The sequence below is a fragment of the Variovorax humicola genome, from assembly GCF_037889915.1.
Taxonomy (GTDB): Bacteria; Pseudomonadota; Gammaproteobacteria; order Burkholderiales; family Burkholderiaceae_C; genus Variovorax; species Variovorax humicola.
Genome location: NZ_JBBKZV010000032.1, coordinates 58,372 through 72,850, shown reverse-complemented (window position 1 = coordinate 72,850; position 14,479 = coordinate 58,372). Strand labels below are relative to the sequence as shown.

Sequence of the window (14,479 nt, the reverse complement as noted above, 5' to 3'; positions counted from 1 at the left end):
GTGAAGCTGATCAACCCGATCGCGATGGAAGAAGGCCTGCGCTTCGCCATCCGTGAAGGCGGCCGTACCGTGGGTTCGGGCGTCGTGGCAAAGATCCTGGACGTCTGAGTCCAGCGCAAAGGAATCATCATGGCCACCAAGCAAAAAATCCGCATCCGCCTGAAGGCGTTCGACTACAAGCTGATCGACCAATCGGCTGCCGAGATCGTTGACACTGCCAAGCGCACCGGCGCGATCGTCAAGGGCCCGGTGCCCCTGCCGACCCGCATGAAGCGCTTCGACATCCTGCGCTCGCCGCACGTCAACAAGACCAGCCGCGACCAGCTCGAGATCCGCACGCACCAGCGTCTGATGGACATCGTGGACCCGACCGACAAGACCGTGGACGCGCTGATGAAGCTCGACCTGCCGGCCGGCGTCGATGTCGAGATCAAGCTGCAGTAAGACACACGTTCTCACCGCCGCTTACAGAACCCGCGTGCAGAAATGCCGCGGGTTTTCTCTTTCAAGCATGGCTTGTGGCATCCTTTGTCGACTTGGGCGAAGCCTTGGTGTTACCGGTGATCATGGAGACCCTGCTTGAGTAAATTTCTGCTGTCGCGCTGCGTGGCTGTTCTCGTCGCCCTGCTGTTGGCCTCCTGCGGCGGCGGCGGAGGAGGCGGTGGAGGTGGCGTCTTTTTGCCGATCGTTGCGTCGACGGCGAATGTCGTCGCGGTGAGCGGCACGGCCACCTACGACTTCGTGCCCAACACCACGGGCGCCCTTGACTACGCAGCGACCAGTTCCAAGCCAATCCGCGGCGCGGTGGTCGAAGTGCTGAATTCATCGTCGACCGTGCTGGCAACCACTTCCACCGATGACAAGGGGGGGTACTCCGCCTCGGTTCCGTCAAATACCCAGGTATTTATTCGCGTCAAGGCACAGATGGTGCAGACCGGCAGCGGCGCCACGTGGGATGTGAGCGTGCGCGACAACACGCATTCCAACGCCATCTACGTGATGGACTCCGCCACATTTTCTTCGGGCGCGGCGCCATCGACACAGGATCTCCATGCTGCCTCCGGCTGGGGTGGCGCGGCTTATACGGCGACACGCGTAGCGGCGCCGTTTGCGTTGCTCGACACCATCGACACAGCGATGCAGAAGGTCCTGTCCGTCGCGCCCAACTCCGTCTTCCCGACACTGCAGGTATTCTGGAGCGCCAACAACGTTTCTGTCGATGGCAGTCCGGCCATTGGAGAGATCGGCACCACGGCATTCTCCGATGCAACCACCCCGCGCTCCATTTACGTCCTGGGCAAGGCGGACGTCGACACCGACGAATACGATGCCTCGGTCATTGCACATGAGTGGGGACACTACTACCAGGCAGTCTTCAGCCGCGACGACTCGCCGGGAGGCAATCATTCCAGCGGGGATCGGCTCGACCGCCGGGTTGCGTTTTCCGAAGGCTGGGGGGATGCGTGGTCGGGCATCGCCCTTGCCCGCAGCAATTACACGGACTCCAGTGGGCCCGGGCAGAAGGTAGCGACGGTGATCGATCTTTCCGCGGGCCCAATCAGCAACCCGGGTTGGTATCGCGAGTCTTCGATCCAGTCGGTCCTGTGGAACCTCAACCAAAAAGTGGGATTCCAACCCATCCACGCCGCCATGACCGGCGCGATGAAGACCTCCGTTGCCATGACATCCATTCATTCGTTCTCCGCGGCCTTTAGCGCGGCCTCGGCCGCAAACGCGTCCACGTTCAACTCGTTGCTGAGTGCGCAGAACATCAGCACGGCACCGAATGATCCATTTGGCAGTGCCGAGACCAATGGAGGCGGAACGCCGCTCATCCCCTCCGTCTTCCCCATGTACATCAGTGCCAATGTCGGGTCCTCTACGCAGGCCTGTGTTTCCAACGTGGCCGGGTTCGGCAACAAGCTTGGCAGTTACGCCTATCTCCGGGTCCGCGTCCTCGCGGCAGGCAGCCACGTGATCAAGGTGACAGGGCCGGCCACCGCCGATCCGGATTTCGAGGTGGACAGCGCAGGATTGCTGGCCATCAGCGATGGGTTCGGAACCACCGAAACGGCGACGGTGAGCCTGCGCGCCGGCGACAACATCATCGTCGTCAACGACTTCAATGACGACTCCGAGCCGACGCAAGAGACGTGCTTCACCGTCTCGATCAATTGAGGAGCGCGGCCATGAACCTCAGCAGCAAGTCCGGAGCGGCCGCTCTCGCGCTGGCATTGATGGCACCAGCAGTCGCCTTCGCCGATGCCCAGACGAAGGCCGAGGGCCCTTCAGCGGCGCCCCGGGCCATGGCGCGGGCGGTCAAGAAACCGAATGGCTCCGGCGTGGACGTGCAGTATTCCGTCGACGACTCCGTAAGGATCGGACAAGCCGCCACCGTGGTGATCCAGTTTGGCGCCATCAGCGACCCGGCCGGCGGATCCGCCCGATTCACCGCGGATCCCGGCCTCACGCTTGCAGGTGCGGACGAAATCCGCCTTCCGACCGGGCAGACGACGACCGTGACCTTGCGCGCGACGCCGGGCAGCGACGGCATCGCCTACGTCAACGTCTTCACCACGCAGAACGGATTGACCAGCGCCACCTCCATTCCTGTACGGGTCGGCGCAGCGGCGGCCTCGCCCAAGCTGCGCTCAGCCGGCGAACTCCAGAAGCTGCCCGCCGGGGATGCGGTGATCTCGATGCCGGCTCGTTAGCCGCTGCGCCTTGCGCGAAGCCGGTCTTGCGTAGAAACCCCAGCCCGGGCTATAATCTTTGGCTCTGCCTTTCTTGCGTCCGTAATGGCGTGATCGAGGCCGGGTCTTATCAACCTTTTTCCGTTACCTGATCCCAGGGTCTCCCAGTGAGGATTTCCAAGGATTGGGCAAAACGCTGTCGCCAATTGAAGTGGCAGCGGCGGAGAAAGACTTCCATTTTTGGAGAAAACATATGAGTCTGAGCAACTCCCTCGGGTTGCTGGGTCGCAAGGTGGGGATGATGCGTCTCTTCACCGATGATGGGGACGCAGTTCCTGTCACGGTGGTGGATGTGTCCAACAACCGCGTCACCCAGGTGAAAACCCAAGAGAACGATGGCTACGTTGCCCTGCAGGTGACGTTCGGTTCGCGCAAGGCTTCGCGCGTGACCAAGCCACAGGCCGGCCACCTTGCCAAGGCAGGTGTGGAAGCCGGTGAAATCATCCAGGAATTCCGCGTGACCGCCGATACGGCAGGTCAGCACAAGGCAGGTGGCGTCATTGCCGCTTCCAGCGTGTTCGCGGTTGGCCAGAAGGTGGACGTGCAAGGCACTTCCATCGGCAAGGGCTACGCTGGCACGATCAAGCGCCACAACATGAGCTCGCAGCGCGCGTCGCACGGCAACAGCCGTTCGCACAACGTGCCCGGCTCGATCGGCATGGCGCAAGACCCTGGCCGCGTGTTCCCGGGCAAGCGCATGACGGGCCACCTCGGCGACGTCACCGTGACCACCCAGAACCTCGATGTGATCCGTATCGACGAAGCGCGTCAGCTGCTGTTGATCAAGGGCGCGATCCCGGGCTCCAAGGGTGGCTTCGTCACCGTGCGCCCGGCCGTCAAGGCCAAGCCGCAAGCTGCTGAAGGAGCGAAGTAATGGAACTCGAACTCCTGAACGAACAGGGCCAGGCCGCGTCGAAGTACGACGCCCCCGAGACCGTGTTCGGCCGTGCCTACAACGAAGACCTGGTCCACCAGATCGTCGTGGCATTCCAGGCCAACGCCCGTCAAGGCACGCGCGCCCAGAAGGACCGCGAACAGGTCAAGCACTCGACCAAGAAGCCTTTCAAGCAAAAGGGAACGGGCCGCGCCCGCGCCGGTATGACGTCCTCGCCGCTGTGGCGTGGGGGCGGCCGGATTTTCCCGAACATGCCTGACGAAAACTTCTCGCAGAAGATCAACAAGAAGATGTACCGCGCCGGCATGGCGTCGATCTTCTCGCAACTCGCTCGCGAAGGCCGTCTGGCCGTGGTCGATTCGATCAAGGTCGACTCGCCCAAGACCAAGCCGCTGGCTGCCAAGTTCAAGGCCATGAACCTTGAATCGGTGCTCGTGATCGCCGACGAAGTCGATGAGAACCTGTACCTCGCCTCGCGCAACCTGGTGAACGTGCTCGTCGTCGAGCCGCGTTACGCCGACCCGGTGTCGCTGGTGCACTACAAGAAGGTGCTGGTCACCAAGGCTGCCATCGACAAGCTCAAGGAGATGTTCGCATGAGCCGCATGAATCCTACGCCCGCAGAACGCCAGTTCGACGAAGGCCGGCTGATGTCGGTGCTGGTCGCACCGATCGTGTCCGAAAAGGCCACGATGGTCGGCGAGAAGTCGAATGCTGTCACCTTCAAGGTGCTGCAGGACGCCACCAAGCCCGAGATCAAGGCCGCTGTTGAACTGATGTTCAAGGTCGAGGTCCAGGGCGTGTCGGTGCTCAACATCAAGGGCAAGACCAAGCGCTTCGGCAAGTCCATCGGTCGCCGCGACAACGTTCGCAAGGCCTACGTGACGCTGAAGGCCGGTCAAGAGCTCAACCTCGTCGGGGAAGGCGCTTAATCATGGCCGTCATCAAGATGAAACCCACTTCGCCGGGCCAACGCGGCGCGGTGAAGATCTCGCGTGACCACCTGTTCAAGGGTGCTCCGCACGCAGCCCTGCTGGAGCCGCAATTCCAGAAGGCCGGCCGCAACAACAACGGCCACATCACCACCCGTCACAAGGGCGGTGGCCACAAGCACCACTACCGTGTGGTCGACTTCGTGCGCAACAAGGACGGCATCCCGGCCAAGGTCGAACGCATCGAATACGACCCGAACCGTACCGCCCACATCGCGCTGGTCTGCTACGCCGACGGCGAGCGCCGCTACATCATCGCCCCGCGCGGCCTTGAAGCCGGTGCAACGCTGCTGAGCGGTTCGGAAGCCCCGATCCGCGCCGGCAACACGCTGCCGATCCGCAACATCCCGGTGGGTTCGACCATCCACTGCATCGAGCTGCAACCCGGCAAGGGCGCGCAGATCGCGCGTTCGGCCGGCACGTCGGCCACGCTGCTGGCACGCGAAGGCGTCTACGCCCAGGTGCGCATGCGTTCGGGCGAAGTCCGCCGCGTGCACGTCGAATGCCGCGCAACGATCGGTGAAGTCGCCAACGAAGAGCACAGCCTGCGCCGCCTCGGCAAGGCCGGTGTGAAGCGTCACATGGGTATCCGCCCGACCGTTCGCGGCGTGGTGATGAACCCGGTCGATCACCCGCATGGTGGTGGTGAAGGCAAGACGGGTGAAGGCCGTCATCCGGTCGACCCGTGGGGCAACCTCACGAAGGGCTACCGTACCCGTAACAACAAGCGCACGCAGGTCTTCATCGTGTCGCGTCGCAAGAAGTAAGGGACAGCCTCATGACTCGCTCTCTCAAAAAGGGTCCTTTCGTCGACCACCACCTGGTGGCCAAGGCCGACAAGGCCGTGACGACCAAGGACAAGAAGCCGATCAAGACCTGGTCGCGTCGCTCGATGGTCCTGCCCGAGTTCATCGGCCTGACCATTGCCGTGCACAACGGCAAGCAGCACGTGCCCGTCTACATCACCGACCAGATGGTCGGCCACAAGCTCGGCGAATTTGCGCTCACCCGCACGTTCAAGGGGCACCCCGCGGACAAGAAAGTCCAGAAGAAGTAAGGAACGACCATGTCTGAAACACGTGCAGTCCTCCGCGGCGTTCGCCTTTCGGTCGACAAGGGCCGTCTGGTCGCTGACCTGATCCGCGGCAAGAAGGTCGATCAAGCGCTCAACATCCTGCAATTCACGCAGAAGAAGGCCGCTGTGATCGTGAAGAAGGTGCTCGAGTCGGCCATCGCCAACGCCGAGCACAACGACGGTGCCGACATCGACGAACTGAAGGTCAAGACCATCTACGTCGAACAAGGCGCCACGCTCAAGCGTTTCACCGCGCGCGCAAAGGGCCGCGGCAACAGCATCAGCAAGCCCACGTGCCATGTGTACGTGACGGTCGGCAACTAAGTAGGCCTGGAAGACTATGGGACAAAAAATCCACCCGACCGGCTTCCGCCTTGCGGTCACCCGCAACTGGTCCAGCCGCTGGTACGCCAACAACCGCGACTTCGCGGGCATGCTGGCCGAAGACATCAAGGTGCGCGAGTACCTGAAGGCCAAGCTCAAGAACGCATCGGTCTCCCGCGTGATGATCGAGCGCCCCGCCAAGAACGCCCGCATCACCATCTACTCGGCACGTCCGGGCGTGGTGATCGGCAAGAAGGGCGAGGACATCGAGAACCTCAAGCGCGAACTGGGCAAGCAGCTCGGCGTGCCGGTCGCAGTGAACATCGAGGAAGTGCGCAAGCCTGAAATCGATGCGCAGCTGATCGCCGACTCGATCACCCAGCAGCTCGAGAAGCGCATCATGTTCCGCCGCGCCATGAAGCGCGCAATGCAGAACGCGATGCGCCTGGGCGCCCAGGGCATCAAGATCATGTCGTCGGGTCGACTGAACGGCATCGAAATCGCTCGTTGCGAGTGGTACCGCGAAGGTCGCGTGCCCCTCCACACGCTGCGCGCCGACATCGACTACGGCACCTCGGAAGCCAAGACCACCTACGGCGTCATCGGCGTCAAGGTCTGGGTCTACAAGGGCGACACGCTGGGCCGCAACGACCTGCCGGCCGTTGAAACCCCGCGTCCGGACGACGAGCGTCGTCCGCGTGGTCCGCGCCGCGACGGCCGCCCGGGTGGCGACCGTCCGGGCAGCGACCGTCGTGGTCCGGCTCGCGCCGGCGCCCGCGGCCCGATCGGTGGCAACACCGCTCCGGCCGATGGCAGCGACAAGCCCGCAGAAGCCACGGGTGCAGACTCGAAACCCGCCGTTAAGCGCGTCCGCAAAGCCGCGCCAGCTGCAGCAGCTGACGGCGCCAAGACCGAGTAATCGGTCTTAGAACCACGGAGTAAACAACATGCTGCAACCTGCACGCAGAAAGTTCCGCAAGGAACAAAAGGGCCGCAACACCGGCATCGCAACCCGGGGCAACTCGGTTGCCTTCGGTGACTTCGGCCTGAAATGCACCGACCGCGGCCGTCTGACGGCACGCCAGCTCGAAGCCGCACGCCGTGCGATTTCGCGCCACGTGAAGCGCGGCGGCCGTATCTGGATTCGCGTGTTCCCCGACAAGCCGATCTCCCACAAGCCCGCAGAAGTGCGGATGGGTAACGGCAAGGGCAACCCGGAGTACTACGTCGCTGAAATCCAGCCAGGCAAGATCGTGTTCGAGATCGTCGGCGTGCCCGAAGAACTCGCCCGCGAAGCGTTCCGCCTGGCTGCAGCCAAGCTGCCGCTGCGCACCACGTTCGTTTCGCGCCAGATCGGCGCCTGAACGAGGAGAACATCACATGGCAACACGTAAGAAGGCCGAGGCCAAGACCGCCAAGGTATCGAAGGCTGCAACGCTGCGCGACAAGGACGTCGCCGGCCTGCAGACCGAAATCAAGGAATTGCAGAAGGCCCATTTCGGCCTGCGCATGCAGAAAGCCACGCAACAGCTGTCGAACACCTCGACGCTGCGCGTCACGCGTCGCGACATCGCCCGCGCCAAGACCATTCTTGCCCAGAAGCAAGAAGCCCAAGCCGCCAAGTAAGGAGTGAACATGACGGAAGCTAAAAGATCCCTCAAGCGCACCTTGATCGGCAAGGTGGTCAGCGACAAGCGTGCCAAGACCGTGACGGTCCTGGTCGAGCGCCGCGTCAAGCACGAGCTCTACGGCAAGATCGTTGCCAAGACGAGCAAGTACCACGCGCACGACGAAAAAGGCGAGTACAAGCTCGGCGACACCATCGAGATCACCGAAAGCCGGCCGATCTCGAAGACCAAGAACTGGGTCGTGACCCGCTTGGTCGAAAAGGCTGCTGCAGTCTGATTCGCGGTCCGCACGGACACACTGGAAACGGCCCACAATGTGGGCCGTTTTTCTTTTTACACAGGAGCAACATTCATGATCAAAGTTGGCGACACCCTTCCCGCGACCACCCTGATGGAATATTCGGAAGTCGAAGGTGAAGGCTGCAGCATCGGCCCGAATCCCGTCGACGTGGCAAAGGCTTCCGCCGGCAAGACCATTGCATTGTTCGCGCTGCCCGGTGCCTTCACGCCAACCTGCTCGGCTCAGCATGTGCCGGGCTACGTGAAGCACTTCGATGACTTGAAGGCCGCCGGAGTCGACGAGATCTGGTGCGTGAGCGTGAACGACGCGTTCGTGATGGGCGCCTGGGCGCGCGATCAGAAGGCCGGCGGCAAGGTTCGCATGTTGGCCGACGGCAGTGCTGATTTCGCCAAGGCCACCGGCTTGACGCTGGACCTCACGGCCCGCGGCATGGGCCTGCGCAGCAACCGCTACTCGATGCTCGTGAAGGACGGCAAGGTTGCCTCGCTGAACATCGAAGCGCCGGGCAAGTTCGAAGTGAGCAACGCCGAGACGATGCTGACCCAGGCCAAGGCCTGATCCAGAACCAGAACCAGAACGTACACGCTGTCTTCGCGTGGGACTCCGCGGAACCGGCTTTGCAGGGCCGCTGGGGTCGCCCGCCCGGTCGGGGGGCGGGAGGATCGACAGGAGTGTCGCGGAGCCTGGGGGCGAGCTAGAGTTCCACCTTGAGGTAGTGCGCACCCGGTATCGGGTTGTGATAGTAGGGCGGCACTTCCTCGAAGCCGAGGTCTTCGTACATCGCGCGGGCCAATTCCATCTCGTCCATGGTGTCCAGCAACACGCAGGCATAGCCGGCGCTGCGGGCGGCGTCGAGCGCGGCCTCGGCAAGCTGGCGGCCGAGGCCGAATCCACGAAAGCCGGGCCTCACATAGAGCCGCTTCATCTCGGCGGCATTCGGCTCGTCCGCCGTGTCGAGCGGCCGCAATGCGCAGCAGCCCGCGACATAGGCGGATCTGCCATCACTGCGCAACAGCAGAGGCGCACCGACTCCGGGTACCACATAGGCCGCGTCGATCAAGGCGATCAACAGCGCGCCGCGCGGCTCGGCGTATTCGCCGGGGAGCCCTGCCAGTTCATCCTCGAAATTCTGGAAGGCCAGGTCGAAGCTGAGCGAAGCCGCGTATTCGCGAAAGATGGCGCGCGCGGCATCCATCTCAGGCGGCTCATCGGGGGTGAGCAGGATGATTTCCGGCGTATCGGCCAGCGGCAGCGGGCGAGAGATCGAATGGCTCATGCGCGCAATGAAGCGATCCAGGCGGCAAATCCCGCGCACAGCGCAAACAGCACCAGCGCGGTGAACCGGGTGGAAGCCGTATCGCGGCTCTCCGCCACAAGCAAGCCCGTGAGCAGCTTGTCACCCGAAATCATGGGACCCACCAAGCGCTGGCGCTTTACAAGCACGTAGTACAAGACCGCCAGCACGTGCAGGCTGGCCAGCGAGATCACGCCCCACATGCCGAACTGCGTGTGCCAGCGGGACGCGAGACTCACAACGGAGCCGGGCACGAAGCGGGTGAGCGGTCCCGCCGCCGAAATCTCGTCATCCGAGACAAGACCGGTACACACCTGCAAAACGAGGATCCCGAGCAGCGCAAAGACGGAGAGCGCACCCAGCGGGTTGTGACCGATCAGGTGATCGGGATGGGCGCGGCCGCGGAGGTAGGCGAGCACCCATCGCGGTGAATAGAGGAATGATGCAAAGCGCGACCAACGCCCGCCGACAAAGCCCCACAAGAGCCGGAACAACAGCAAGGCGAGCACCGTATAGCCGAGCCGAAAATGCCATTCCATCAAGCCGCTCAGTCCGGTCACCAGCTGGCCGATCACTGCCGCAGCGAGCGACCAGTGAAACACGCGCGTCGGCAAGTCCCAGATCCGGGCCGGGCGCGCAAGGTCGTCCCCCAACGCGGCGCGGCGGGTGGTCGGCTCAAACGAAACGCTCATCGGGTAGGTGGCGGACTGCGGAATGCGCAGATTAGCAAAGTCGGAGCCACCCTGTGTGCGGGTTGTCGCTATGCGCGCTTCGGTGCGGGTTCCCAAAGTGGCGGGCGGCGCATCCACAGCGCTCCCCACTCAGGAATTCCCAACGAACCGTGTTGCCACATTTACGTTTGCAGCGGCCAGCGCCGCGCTGTCTCTCCCTTCGGCGGCCCAATTTGCCAAACCGGTGAGGATGCAGTTATGTACCGGCAGAGCGCCATGTTCCTGCAGAGCACGCATTTCGGGAGGATCGCAGCGATGGCAAATGGCCGCGTGCCGTACGACAAGGCGGCCGTCATTGCGAACGCCGGGTTGGTGGCGATGGTGTCGCAACTGCCCTGGAACGGCGCCTCTGCGCCTGGCACGGAAGGCGGCAAGGCGAAGCCCGAAATCTGGAAAGACCCAGCCAAGTTCAAGGAAACGAGCGACAAGCTGATGTCAGAAACCGGCAAGCTTCTGATGGTCGCAAAGGCCGGCGACCTGGACGCGTTGAAGGCCGCTGTCGGGTCGGTCGGCGACACGTGCAAGTTCTGCCACGACACATTCCTGGCGAAATAGCCCCGACGCGTTTCCGGAAGCTCAGGCCTCTGCCAGCAGCTTCTCGATGAGTTGGTGCAACTCGGCGAAGTCGGGTTCTCCAACGTATCGCTTGACGATTTCGCCGCGCTTGTTGACCAGATAGGTCGTGGGAGTGAGCTGCACGTCGCCCCAGGCCTTGGCTACGGCGCCGGTGTTGTCGATTGCCACCTTGAACGGCAACTTGCGCGTTTCGGCGAAGTTCACCACGTAGCTGGGCGGGTCGTAGCTCATGGCCACGGCCAGAGTGTCGTAGCCCTTGTCCTTGTACTTGTCGTAGGTGGCGATGACCTTCGGCATTTCGCCGACGCAGGTGACGCAACTGGTGGCCCAGAAGTTGACCAACGTGACCTTGCCCTTCAAGTCTGTGGTGGTTTTCTGGCTGCCGTCGAGCAGTACGAATTTCGACTGCGGCGCAGCGGTGGCGCCCGATTGCAGGTACACGCCAACGCCGACCGCCATGGCGATTGCGGTTGCGGCAACATAGAGGGCTTTTTTCATGAGTACCAGGACAGATGGGGCATCGCGATTTTAGTTCCGCAGGTGTGATCCTGCCAGCCGCCGCCATTGCGCTGCTGGCGGCCTGCAGTCCGACCTTCAACTGGCGGGATGTTCCGATGGCCGACGGCGATCTCACCGCGCTGCTGCCCTGCAAGCCGGACCGCGCCGAGCGCGCGATCCCGTTGGGCGGCGAGACGGTCACAGTACAAATGGCCGGTTGCGAGGCCGGGGACGCCACTTTCGCCATTGCGAGTGCCCGGGCCGGCGACGCGGTCCAGGCCGACGCGTGGCTCGCCGCTTGGCGCGCCAGCACGCGCGCCCAATGGCAGGCTGCCACCGGCGGCCAGATCAGCGAGTCCGCCGTGAGCGTGGTGCGCGCGGCGCCAAAGCCGGAGCCGTGGCAGCTCGAAGCGCGTGGCGCCGATCCCGCCGGCAGGCCGAACGAGGCCCGCGTGAGGTGGTTCGCGCACCTGCAACGCGACGGGAGCGTTGCGATTTACCAGGCCACCGTACTGGGCAAGCCGTCCGCAGGTGACGCTACAAGCACCTTCTTCGACGGGTTGCGCCTGCCCTGAGCGCCGGCACCGTGCCGGATTCGACACACTTGGCGTTGTCAAAGGCATGTTCGGTGCGTTTAGGCGCGCTCTGTGCTGTCTTACCACTAAAGTTTTGGGGTGCCCCCCGCATAATCGTTGACCAGCCCCTCAACGCCGCATGAACAGCATTTTCATCATCGCGCATTCACCGTTGGCCCAGGCCTTGCGGCAGTGCGCTTTGCATGTCTTTCCGGACTGCGAGCACGCCATCGTTGCGCTTGACGTGCTGCCCAATGTTTCGCCCGAAGAAACGCTGGCGGCAGCGCGCATTACCATCGAGCAGCAGTACCGCACGCCGAGTTCGCAAGTGTTGGTGCTTGCCGATGTATTTGGCGCCACGCCGTGCAACGTGGCGCAAAAGCTCATCGACGGCACGCGCTCGCGACTGGTAGCTGGCGCCAACCTGCCGATGCTGCTGCGCGCAGTCACCTATCGGCATGAACCACTCGATGCGCTGGTGCAACGCGCCGTGGCGGGCGGCAATGCCGGTGTCATGCAGGTCGCGGTGGCGGCACCCCAGAATCAGGCGAGAAGAAAGCACAGTGATCAAGAAATCCGTGACCATCAGCAATAAGCTTGGGCTGCACGCCCGAGCTTCGGCCAAATTCACCAAGTTGGCTGGAAGCTTTCCGTGCGAAGTCTTCATGGCGCGCGGCGACCGCCGGGTCAACGCCAAGAGCATCATGGGTGTCATGATGCTGGCTGCCGGAATGGGAATCACGGTGGAAATCGAAACCAACGGGGAGCGCGAGAATGAGGCCATGGATGCGCTCGTCGCGCTGATGGACGACAAGTTCGGAGAAGGCGAATAACCTTGCCAGCACGCTTTGCACTTAGTGTCACTGCCGCCTCTCGAGGGCTCGCGGCCGACTTGGGGCGGCCCGGTTCCGGCCTATGACCTTTGCGGTCCACGGTCTACCGGTCGCTCGCGGCATCGCGATTGGCCGCGCCGTGCTGGTGGTGTCGAGCCGGATCGACGTTGCCCACTACTTCATCAAGCCTCAAGAAGTCGAGACTGAGATCGGCCGCCTGCGCACCGCGCGCAAGGCCGTGGCCGAGGAACTCATCAAGCTGCAGGCCAACATCGCGCAGATGGGGCCAAAAGAAGCGCCGCATGAACTCTCCGCATTGCTCGAAGTGCACCAGATGCTGCTGCAGGATGAAGCGCTCACCGACGGCGTCAAGCACTGGATCACCGACCGCCTCTACAACGCCGAATGGGCGCTGACAACGCAGCTTGAAATCATCGCGCGCCAGTTCGACGAGATGGAGGACGAGTACCTGCGCGAGCGCAAGGCCGACCTTGAACAGGTCGTGGAGCGGCTGCTGCATCGCATGAAGGGCACGGCCGCGGTGCTCGCGCCCACGCCGCCGCGCCGCAAGCGCGCTGCCGGCAGCGACGACGGCGAGGACGACCCGACCGCCGGCGACGGCGTCGACGTGCCGCTGGTGCTTATCGCGCACGACCTGTCGCCCGCCGACATGCTGCAGTTCAAGAAGAGCGTGTTCGCCGGTTTCGTCACCGATGTCGGCGGGCGCACCTCGCACACCGCCATCGTGGCGCGCAGCATGGACATCCCGGCCGTGGTCGGCGCACGCACGGCGAGCCAACTCGTGCGGCAGGACGACTGGGTCATCATCGACGGCGATGCCGGTGTGGTGATCGTCGATCCGTCGCCGATCATCCTGGCCGAATACGGCTTCAAGCAGCGCCAGGGCGACCTGGAGCGCGGGCGGCTTTCGCGGCTGCGCCACAAGCCGGCCGTGACGCTCGACGGCGAACGCGTCGACCTGCTGGCCAATATCGAAATGCCCGAGGACACGATCGGCGCGGTCAAGGCCGGCGCCGTGGGCGTGGGCCTGTTCCGCAGCGAGTTCCTGTTCATGGGCCGCGAGACGCCGCGCCAGACCCGGCTGCCGGACGAGGAAGAGCAGTATCAGGCCTACAAGCGCGCGGTCGAGGGCATGCAGGGCATGCCGGTCACGATCCGCACGATCGACGTGGGGGCCGACAAGCCGCTCGACGGCAAGTCCACCGGCAAGCAGGAGCACCTGAACCCAGCGCTTGGGCTGCGCGCCATCCGCTGGAGCCTGGCCGATCCGGCGATGTTCCTGACGCAGTTGCGCGCCATCCTGCGCGCGGCCGCGCACGGCGAGATCCATTTGCTCATCCCGATGCTGGCGCATGTGAGCGAGATCCGGCAGGCGCTGTCGCTGCTTGACTTCGCGCGCGTCGAACTCGACAACCGTGGCGCCGTGCATGGCAACGTCAAGCTCGGCGCCATGATCGAGGTGCCGGCCGCGGCGCTGACACTCAAGACCTTTCTGAAGTACTTCGACTTCCTGTCGATCGGCACCAATGATCTGATCCAGTACACGCTGGCGATCGACCGGGCCGACGAGGCCGTGGCCCACCTCTACGACCCGGCGCATCCTGCCGTGCTGCGGCTCGTGGCCGACACCATTGCGGAGTGCCGGCGCCAAGGCAAGGGCGTGAGCGTGTGCGGCGAAATGGCTGGCGACCCTCAGTTCACGCGCCTGTTGCTGGGCCTGGGCTTGCGCAGCTTCTCGATGCATCCCTCACAGATCCTGACGGTCAAGCAGGAGGTGCTGCGCGCCGATACCACCAAGCTGGTGCCCTGGGCGCAAGAGGTGCTCGCAGCCGACAGTCCGGCTGCGCTGCTGGCGCGCTGACCCTCGGCCGGCCGGCGACGGCGCCGAACACGGCGCCGCAATAAAACGAAACGTACCGATACCGCCGCGAAAGGACTCGGGCGCGTGCCAGCAGCACCATCGGGCTTCCTCATTCACACACAC

At 63.7% G+C, this 14,479-nt stretch carries 23 protein-coding genes; 20 read left to right on the top strand and 3 right to left on the bottom strand.

From position 1 onward, the window contains the following. From WKW80_RS30800 to WKW80_RS30730, 15 genes are all read left to right on the top strand, one after another. Positions 1-108, top strand: a 108-nt coding sequence (locus WKW80_RS30800; RefSeq protein WP_479694161.1) for an EF-Tu C-terminal domain-related protein, incomplete at its 5' end; no start/stop codon positions are given. A gap of 21 nt (positions 109-129) precedes the next feature. Then, positions 130-444 carry a 30S ribosomal protein S10 gene (gene rpsJ / locus WKW80_RS30795; protein ID WP_007838118.1) on the top strand — a complete coding sequence of 105 codons (315 nt, stop codon included), beginning with the start codon at positions 130-132 and terminating at the stop codon, positions 442-444. Between the two features lie 135 nt (positions 445-579). Further along, positions 580-2,178 (top strand): hypothetical protein, encoded by a 1,599-nt coding sequence (locus WKW80_RS30790; RefSeq protein ID WP_340367392.1) that lies wholly within the window; start codon positions 580-582, stop codon positions 2,176-2,178. An 11-nt stretch (positions 2,179-2,189) separates the two neighbouring features. Further along, positions 2,190-2,714: a hypothetical protein gene (locus tag WKW80_RS30785; protein WP_340367391.1), complete on the top strand. Its 525-nt coding sequence runs from the start codon at positions 2,190-2,192 to the stop codon at positions 2,712-2,714. Positions 2,715-2,946: 232 nt separating this feature from the next. Continuing rightward, positions 2,947-3,627, top strand: a complete 681-nt coding sequence (gene rplC, locus WKW80_RS30780; RefSeq protein ID WP_340367399.1) for a 50S ribosomal protein L3 — start codon at positions 2,947-2,949, stop codon at positions 3,625-3,627. Beyond that, entirely contained in the window at positions 3,627-4,247 is a 621-nt protein-coding gene (gene rplD / locus WKW80_RS30775) for a 50S ribosomal protein L4 (RefSeq protein ID WP_213958424.1), read from the top strand. The genes rplC and rplD overlap by 1 nt, the downstream gene beginning before the upstream one ends. A gap of 5 nt (positions 4,248-4,252) precedes the next feature. Further along, entirely contained in the window at positions 4,253-4,579 is a 327-nt protein-coding gene (rplW, locus tag WKW80_RS30770; RefSeq protein ID WP_340339089.1) for a 50S ribosomal protein L23, read from the top strand. Between the two features lie 2 nt (positions 4,580-4,581). Next, on the top strand, positions 4,582-5,406 hold the full coding sequence (gene rplB, locus WKW80_RS30765) for a 50S ribosomal protein L2 (protein ID WP_213958425.1): 825 nt from the start codon (positions 4,582-4,584) through the stop codon (positions 5,404-5,406). 11 nt (positions 5,407-5,417) lie between these two features. Then, a complete protein-coding gene (gene rpsS / locus WKW80_RS30760) occupies positions 5,418-5,696 on the top strand; it encodes a 30S ribosomal protein S19 (RefSeq protein WP_007838132.1) in 279 nt (92 codons plus the stop codon). Between the two features lie 9 nt (positions 5,697-5,705). Beyond that, the gene (rplV, locus tag WKW80_RS30755; RefSeq protein WP_340367390.1) at positions 5,706-6,038 is read left to right on the top strand and encodes a 50S ribosomal protein L22; all 333 of its coding nucleotides are present in this window, start codon (positions 5,706-5,708) and stop codon (positions 6,036-6,038) included. Positions 6,039-6,054: 16 nt separating this feature from the next. Beyond that, the gene (gene rpsC / locus WKW80_RS30750) at positions 6,055-6,957 is read left to right on the top strand and encodes a 30S ribosomal protein S3 (protein ID WP_340367389.1); all 903 of its coding nucleotides are present in this window, start codon (positions 6,055-6,057) and stop codon (positions 6,955-6,957) included. A 28-nt stretch (positions 6,958-6,985) separates the two neighbouring features. Continuing rightward, complete coding sequence (gene rplP, locus WKW80_RS30745; RefSeq protein ID WP_340367388.1) at positions 6,986-7,402, top strand: 50S ribosomal protein L16; 417 nt, start codon at positions 6,986-6,988, stop codon at positions 7,400-7,402. Between the two features lie 16 nt (positions 7,403-7,418). Continuing rightward, positions 7,419-7,664: a 50S ribosomal protein L29 gene (rpmC, locus tag WKW80_RS30740; RefSeq protein WP_340367387.1), complete on the top strand. Its 246-nt coding sequence runs from the start codon at positions 7,419-7,421 to the stop codon at positions 7,662-7,664. A gap of 9 nt (positions 7,665-7,673) precedes the next feature. Then, a complete protein-coding gene (gene rpsQ, locus WKW80_RS30735) occupies positions 7,674-7,943 on the top strand; it encodes a 30S ribosomal protein S17 (protein ID WP_340367386.1) in 270 nt (89 codons plus the stop codon). 75 nt (positions 7,944-8,018) lie between these two features. After that, on the top strand, positions 8,019-8,525 hold the full coding sequence (locus tag WKW80_RS30730; protein ID WP_340367385.1) for a peroxiredoxin: 507 nt from the start codon (positions 8,019-8,021) through the stop codon (positions 8,523-8,525). A gap of 136 nt (positions 8,526-8,661) precedes the next feature. Here the strand turns inward: WKW80_RS30730 and WKW80_RS30725 are convergent, their stop codons facing one another. Both WKW80_RS30725 and WKW80_RS30720 read right to left on the bottom strand, forming a co-directional pair. Further along, positions 8,662-9,243 (bottom strand): GNAT family N-acetyltransferase, encoded by a 582-nt coding sequence (locus WKW80_RS30725; RefSeq protein ID WP_340367384.1) that lies wholly within the window; start codon positions 9,241-9,243, stop codon positions 8,662-8,664. Further along, positions 9,240-9,953, bottom strand: a complete 714-nt coding sequence (locus WKW80_RS30720) for a cytochrome b/b6 domain-containing protein (RefSeq protein ID WP_422822995.1) — start codon at positions 9,951-9,953, stop codon at positions 9,240-9,242. Before WKW80_RS30720 ends, WKW80_RS30725 begins: the two co-directional genes overlap by 4 nt. 237 nt (positions 9,954-10,190) lie before the next feature. Between WKW80_RS30720 and WKW80_RS30715 the strand changes: the two genes are divergently transcribed. Then, positions 10,191-10,547, top strand: a complete 357-nt coding sequence (locus WKW80_RS30715) for a c-type cytochrome (protein ID WP_340367382.1) — start codon at positions 10,191-10,193, stop codon at positions 10,545-10,547. Between the two features lie 21 nt (positions 10,548-10,568). Here WKW80_RS30715 and WKW80_RS30710 read toward each other — a convergent pair whose 3' ends face one another. Then, on the bottom strand, positions 10,569-11,066 hold the full coding sequence (locus WKW80_RS30710) for a TlpA disulfide reductase family protein (protein ID WP_340367381.1): 498 nt from the start codon (positions 11,064-11,066) through the stop codon (positions 10,569-10,571). 44 nt (positions 11,067-11,110) lie between these two features. On the opposite strand from WKW80_RS30710, the gene WKW80_RS30705 reads away from it, so the two are divergent. From WKW80_RS30705 to ptsP, 4 genes are all read left to right on the top strand, one after another. After that, complete coding sequence (locus WKW80_RS30705) at positions 11,111-11,641, top strand: hypothetical protein (protein WP_340367380.1); 531 nt, start codon at positions 11,111-11,113, stop codon at positions 11,639-11,641. A gap of 139 nt (positions 11,642-11,780) precedes the next feature. Further along, positions 11,781-12,236, top strand: coding sequence for a PTS sugar transporter subunit IIA (locus WKW80_RS30700; protein ID WP_340367379.1), 456 nt, complete (start codon positions 11,781-11,783; stop codon positions 12,234-12,236). After that, positions 12,205-12,474 carry an HPr family phosphocarrier protein gene (locus WKW80_RS30695; protein WP_340367378.1) on the top strand — a complete coding sequence of 90 codons (270 nt, stop codon included), beginning with the start codon at positions 12,205-12,207 and terminating at the stop codon, positions 12,472-12,474. Before WKW80_RS30700 ends, WKW80_RS30695 begins: the two co-directional genes overlap by 32 nt. An 82-nt stretch (positions 12,475-12,556) precedes the next feature. Beyond that, positions 12,557-14,356, top strand: coding sequence for a phosphoenolpyruvate--protein phosphotransferase (gene ptsP / locus WKW80_RS30690; protein ID WP_340367377.1), 1,800 nt, complete (start codon positions 12,557-12,559; stop codon positions 14,354-14,356). Positions 14,357-14,479: the final 123 nt, after the last annotated feature.

Excerpts from the sequence above, each read along its gene's own strand:
- rpsJ (WP_007838118.1), top strand. The coding sequence starts at position 130 with ATGGCCACCAAGCAAAAAATCCGCATCCGCCTGAAGGCGTTCGACTAC.
- WKW80_RS30785 (WP_340367391.1), top strand. The coding sequence starts at position 2,190 with ATGAACCTCAGCAGCAAGTCCGGAGCGGCCGCTCTCGCGCTGGCATTG.
- rplC (WP_340367399.1), top strand. The coding sequence starts at position 2,947 with ATGAGTCTGAGCAACTCCCTCGGGTTGCTGGGTCGCAAGGTGGGGATG.
- rplD (WP_213958424.1), top strand. The coding sequence starts at position 3,627 with ATGGAACTCGAACTCCTGAACGAACAGGGCCAGGCCGCGTCGAAGTAC.
- rplW (WP_340339089.1), top strand. The coding sequence starts at position 4,253 with ATGAATCCTACGCCCGCAGAACGCCAGTTCGACGAAGGCCGGCTGATG.
- rplB (WP_213958425.1), top strand. The coding sequence starts at position 4,582 with ATGGCCGTCATCAAGATGAAACCCACTTCGCCGGGCCAACGCGGCGCG.
- rpsS (WP_007838132.1), top strand. The coding sequence starts at position 5,418 with ATGACTCGCTCTCTCAAAAAGGGTCCTTTCGTCGACCACCACCTGGTG.
- rplV (WP_340367390.1), top strand. The coding sequence starts at position 5,706 with ATGTCTGAAACACGTGCAGTCCTCCGCGGCGTTCGCCTTTCGGTCGAC.
- rpsC (WP_340367389.1), top strand. The coding sequence starts at position 6,055 with ATGGGACAAAAAATCCACCCGACCGGCTTCCGCCTTGCGGTCACCCGC.
- rplP (WP_340367388.1), top strand. The coding sequence starts at position 6,986 with ATGCTGCAACCTGCACGCAGAAAGTTCCGCAAGGAACAAAAGGGCCGC.
- rpmC (WP_340367387.1), top strand. The coding sequence starts at position 7,419 with ATGGCAACACGTAAGAAGGCCGAGGCCAAGACCGCCAAGGTATCGAAG.
- rpsQ (WP_340367386.1), top strand. The coding sequence starts at position 7,674 with ATGACGGAAGCTAAAAGATCCCTCAAGCGCACCTTGATCGGCAAGGTG.
- WKW80_RS30730 (WP_340367385.1), top strand. The coding sequence starts at position 8,019 with ATGATCAAAGTTGGCGACACCCTTCCCGCGACCACCCTGATGGAATAT.
- WKW80_RS30725 (WP_340367384.1), bottom strand. The coding sequence starts at position 9,243 with ATGAGCCATTCGATCTCTCGCCCGCTGCCGCTGGCCGATACGCCGGAA.
- WKW80_RS30720 (WP_422822995.1), bottom strand. The coding sequence starts at position 9,953 with ATGAGCGTTTCGTTTGAGCCGACCACCCGCCGCGCCGCGTTGGGGGAC.
- WKW80_RS30715 (WP_340367382.1), top strand. The coding sequence starts at position 10,191 with ATGTACCGGCAGAGCGCCATGTTCCTGCAGAGCACGCATTTCGGGAGG.
- WKW80_RS30710 (WP_340367381.1), bottom strand. The coding sequence starts at position 11,066 with ATGAAAAAAGCCCTCTATGTTGCCGCAACCGCAATCGCCATGGCGGTC.
- WKW80_RS30700 (WP_340367379.1), top strand. The coding sequence starts at position 11,781 with ATGAACAGCATTTTCATCATCGCGCATTCACCGTTGGCCCAGGCCTTG.
- ptsP (WP_340367377.1), top strand. The coding sequence starts at position 12,557 with ATGACCTTTGCGGTCCACGGTCTACCGGTCGCTCGCGGCATCGCGATT.